General features: G+C 69.6%; 6 protein-coding genes. 2 read left to right on the top strand and 4 right to left on the bottom strand.

What is annotated here, in order from left to right:
- Positions 1–419 precede the first annotated feature (419 nt).
- Entirely contained in the window at positions 420–968 is a 549-nt protein-coding gene (locus tag GT030_RS26530) for a GNAT family N-acetyltransferase (RefSeq protein WP_161203274.1), read from the bottom strand.
- Between the two features lie 32 nt (positions 969–1,000).
- On the bottom strand, positions 1,001–1,405 hold the full coding sequence (locus GT030_RS26535) for a hypothetical protein (protein ID WP_161203275.1): 405 nt from the start codon (positions 1,403–1,405) through the stop codon (positions 1,001–1,003).
- Positions 1,406–1,618: 213 nt separating this feature from the next.
- Here GT030_RS26535 and GT030_RS36795 point away from each other — a divergent pair, with 213 nt between their 5' ends.
- Both GT030_RS36795 and GT030_RS26545 read left to right on the top strand, forming a co-directional pair.
- Positions 1,619–1,834 (top strand): hypothetical protein, encoded by a 216-nt coding sequence (locus tag GT030_RS36795; protein ID WP_237522839.1) that lies wholly within the window; start codon positions 1,619–1,621, stop codon positions 1,832–1,834.
- A 148-nt stretch (positions 1,835–1,982) separates the two neighbouring features.
- Entirely contained in the window at positions 1,983–2,651 is a 669-nt protein-coding gene (locus GT030_RS26545; RefSeq protein ID WP_161203276.1) for a hypothetical protein, read from the top strand.
- Positions 2,652–2,715: 64 nt separating this feature from the next.
- Here GT030_RS26545 and GT030_RS26550 read toward each other — a convergent pair whose 3' ends face one another.
- Both GT030_RS26550 and GT030_RS26555 read right to left on the bottom strand, forming a co-directional pair.
- On the bottom strand, positions 2,716–3,654 hold the full coding sequence (locus GT030_RS26550) for an alpha/beta hydrolase (protein WP_161203277.1): 939 nt from the start codon (positions 3,652–3,654) through the stop codon (positions 2,716–2,718).
- Positions 3,655–3,713: 59 nt separating this feature from the next.
- The gene (locus GT030_RS26555; RefSeq protein WP_161203278.1) at positions 3,714–4,211 is read right to left on the bottom strand and encodes a MarR family transcriptional regulator; all 498 of its coding nucleotides are present in this window, start codon (positions 4,209–4,211) and stop codon (positions 3,714–3,716) included.
- Positions 4,212–4,343: the final 132 nt, after the last annotated feature.

Genomic DNA, 4,343 nt, shown 5'->3' on the forward strand with positions numbered 1-4,343 from the left:
CTCCGCGCCGGGGCGGGGGTGGATGGCGGAGCTGTAGCGGGGGTCGAGTTCGGTGGTGGGCATGGGGGTCTCCTTCCGTCTGCCAGGGGTAACGAGCCCCAGCCGGTGTTGGTCGCCGCCATGCGAAGAACGCTGTCCGGATGGCGGAGCCCCGGAGGAGGGTTACGGACGCGCTCGCCCAGTCCCACCCGATGCGGCTGCTGACGCGGCGTCCGGGAGCGGACGAGCAGTGCGGGGAGCCGGTTCTTCAGCAGGTGCGCGGGAGGTATGTGTACGGGGATCTGGCGACGTGGCCGGGCTGCCGTAGGCGTTGCTCTTCCCGGAGAGAACACAGCACGCCAAGGCTGGGCCCCGCGGTGTGACGTTCGCCGAACTGCTGCCCGCCTCGGCAGCTTCGGCCGGGCCCTGCGGTGCGCGTCCTAACGAACGTGCGCCCGGTCCGACTGCGGGGCCCGCAGGCCGAGCCACTGATCGGCGTCCCAGGCCCGGAACCGCTCCACTTCGATGAACCCAAGCCTCGCCGCGAGGCGCATCGAGCCGGCGTTGGCGGTCTGGGTGGAGAGCACCACGGGCTCGCCGGGCAGGACACCGTCGAGCCAGTCGAGCGCCGCCGCGCACGCCTCGGCGGCGTACCCGAATCCCCATGCCCGCGGCAGGAACAGGTAGCCGAGATCGACCTTGCCCTCGGCAGCGGGGCAATGGTGATCAGTTGCCCTCCTGAGCAGAACATGGCCGATCATCACCCCGTCGAGGTCGACGACGAAACTCCCCGGCCGCAGCCCGGGCACCTCGGGCATCTCGCGCTCGAGCTCGCCACGCGGCCGGGGGCCGCCGAGATAGGTGTGCACCTCCGGCGAGGCGTACAGCTCGATGAACACCGCCCGGTCCCGTACCTCGGGCTCACGCAGCACGAGTCGCCCGGTCCTGATCGGTGCGGGCGGCCAGGCAACGGGTCCGAGATCAGTCATGCCGGCCAGCCAATCAACAGACTCAGCACAGATCAAGACTCGACAGTTGCAGCCGGCGCTTCAGCCCCGGGGTGCGTGAACCGCACGGGCCTGCCCAGCGACCGGGCATAGGCGATTTCAGCTCGGGTGCTTTCTCCGATGTAACCGCCGACTACGAGCACCTCGTCAGCGAGCCGGATCTTCGCCCGGTGCAGGTCGTCGAGTCGAACCTTCAGCGCCTCGGCCTCGGCAGGATCGGACCAGAGTTCGTGCGGCGACTTCACGTCACAGCCCGGCTTGACGACGATCTTGCCGGCTGCAGTCTCCCGCAGATCGGCCTCGTTCATCTCGGTCATGAAGCGGGTGGAGCCGCAGATCACGACGATACGCGGGAGGCCCAACAGCCTCTTCGCCTCGGCGAGCTTCTCCTCGGGGCTGAGTGGCTGCGGGTACGGCACCGGCTCCTCCTGATGGTGTGGTCCAAGGTGTGGCTGGCGAACGACGTGGACACCGTACCGGCGGCACCCGTACGACCGGCGACGTACGCAACCGGCTGGCCTGCTCGACCCAGCCACCACCCGCGAAACCGCCCGGGTAGCAAGCATCCGCCGAGCCCGCGGCCGAAGCGAAAGCCCGTGGCGGCGTCGCAGCGGGTCCGGCATCATCCCCGTGTGATTGCGATGCAACCCGTTCTGGAGATCTTCGCCGCCCACGACTTCGCACTCTGGCCGGTTGGCGAGCACGAGTCGTACGGCTACCTCGTGTTGGACGAGGAGCGGACTCCGGTTGAGGTCGGCACGGCGGTTATGGGGATCGCCGAATGCAACAACTTCGAGCAGGAGGAGGACGGACCGTGCCCGACCGACCCGCTCGGCGCGTTCTGGTAGACCAAGTGTGCGCGCTCATCAGCAGAGCCCAGGCGGACTCGCGGGACTTCCACAGCGTCGCCGGAACCTGGGCCGGACAGCACCTGCCGACACACGCCGCCGCCGTCACGGCCACCTTGGCGCGGACACTGGACCTGGAGCTCACAGAATGACCAGCTTCCTGACCCACAGGGCGCGCGTGCACGATGCCCGGCTCCCCCTCCACCGGCGGCACAGTGCGCTGCGCACATGCCTCACCGTTTTCGCTCCTTACGGCCTGCGGGCGACATACCACCACCTCACGCTCAGCGCCGCGATCCCCCGACGGCTGGAGGCGGACCCGGAGGCGCTGGCGCGGGCGGTGGAGGAACTGCACGAGGCGCGGGTGCTGTGGCTCGTGCGGGCGCAGGAGTACGCCGCGCGGCGTCGGGCGGAGAAGCAGGCCGGGCGGCGGGCTGTACCGACCCCTCGGCCGTGGTGGCTGCGGAGCCGGTGGGAGAGCCCGGAGCGTGCATGGTTCGAAGACCCGTTTCGCCACCCGCCGCTGCGCCTGCCTGAGTACGTCCGACGACAGAATGCGCTTCTGGACGGCGCCGATCTGCCCGGCTGCCCGGCTTGCGGGGACGAGGGACCGCGACTGCTGAGTTCGACCGGGCATGGCTGGGTCGAGCTGTGCCGTGGGTGCGCGTGGGTAGCGGCGCCATGTCCGTGCGGCCGGCGGCACCGGTGCGTACCGGATACCCCGTTCAACTGGAACGCGATCTGGCAGCGGGCGCACATGAGTGATGACGGCATGCCGAACCCACACTGGCCTGCGGGACAGCTGCTCGCGGATTGACGTCCACCGGGGTTCGGTCCAGCGCGAACTGGACACTGACGCTCAGACAGGGGATGCGGCGGAGCTAGGGCCTCTGCTCAGGCTGGGGCCGGGGGTACGGCGCCTGATCCGCCACGAAGTGCCGGCCGGTGTGGGACACCAACGCGTCGATGAGCTTCGGCCAGAGCTCTCGGGGGCGGTCGTGGCCCATGTCGGGGATCAGCAGGAGTTCCGCACCGGGCACGAGCTCCGCGGTGCGCTTTCCGCCGCTGGGGTCGATCAGCGTGTCGTCCAGGCCATGGATGACCAGCGTGGGCACCCGTAGTTCACGGAGTGCGTCCGCGCGGGAACCGCTGAGGATCATCGCGCCGAGTTGCCGACCGACCCCGGCGGGGTAGTACGAGCGGTCGTAGCTCGCGGCGGCCAGCTCACGCTGCGCGGCGGCATCGCCGTAGCGCTTGGAGGCCCACACCAGTTCCTTCTCCGCCGCGGTGACGTATCCCTCGCGGTCCGCCGGTTTCGGGCTGGACACGGTCGCCTGAGCCTCCGGGCTGGACCGGCCGTACCCGGTCTCGCCGGTCGAGGACATCATGGACGTCAAGGTCAGCACCCGCTCCGGAGCGGAGAGGGCCATCGTCTGGGCGATCATCCCGCCCATCGAGGTGCCGACCACATGGGCGCGTTCGATGCCGAGCGCGGTGAGCAGGCCGAGTCCGTCGTCGGCCATGTCGCGGAGCCGGTAGGGAACCATCGTCAGGGCGGTGGGAACGTCACCCGAGCTGACGGTGGCGATGAATTCGCCCATGTCGACAGGGTGCTCGTCGAATTTGGTGGACAGTCCGCAGTCGCGGTTGTCGTACCGGATCACGTACCGGCCGCGGTCCGCCAGCGCCCGGCAGAAGTCCGCGTGCCAGGCGAGCATCTGCGCACCGAGACCCATCACGAGCAGGACGGGTGGGTTCGCCGGGTCGCCGAAGCTCTCGTACTCGATGGACACCGCGGGCGACACGACAACATTCGGCATACATGAATCCTGCCACGGAGGCGGCCTTGGCGTGCCCTCACAAAGCCGGCGCGTGCTCCCTACTCCTCCAACCGCCCCAGATGCGCCGTCACATCGTCCACCAGCCGCCCCAACAACCGCCCCAGATCGGCCCGTTCCTCGTCCGTCCACCCCGCGATCGCCTCGGAGAACCACCCCACCAGCGAGCTCGCGTAGCGATTCGCCGCCCGGGTCCCCTCCGACGTCGGCTCGATGAGGCTGGCGCGGCGGTCGTGGGGGTCGGAGATCCGGTGGGCCAGGCCGCGGCGTTCGAGGGACTGGACCTGGCGGGTGACGTGCGGGCCCACCACCTGCATCCGTTCCGCGATCTCCCCGATCCGCAGCGGGCGGTCCGCCATGTGAAGGGTCATCAGGACCCCGACCGCCGGGCGGTCCAGCGCCAGCCCGGCCGCCTCGGCCGCGCGCTCGGTGAGGCGGCCGCGGTTGACGGCGTTGCTCAGCTGGGCCAGGCGGGGCACCACGGCGAGCACGTCGGTCGACGGGGCGTCGGGGGACTCTGCGTTCACTTCGGACTCCATTTGCATACCTGAGTTAGGTATCTATATGCTCCCGGCGGGAAGGACTTCGGGAGTCTCCCATGCCTTCCAAAAGGATACCTAAGGTACGCATCTTCGCCCTCCTGTCCGGAAGGACCCCCGCCGTGACCCCCT

This window comes from Streptomyces sp. SID1328 (genome assembly GCF_009865595.1).
In the GTDB taxonomy this organism is placed as follows: domain Bacteria; phylum Actinomycetota; class Actinomycetes; order Streptomycetales; family Streptomycetaceae; genus Streptomyces; species Streptomyces griseoluteus.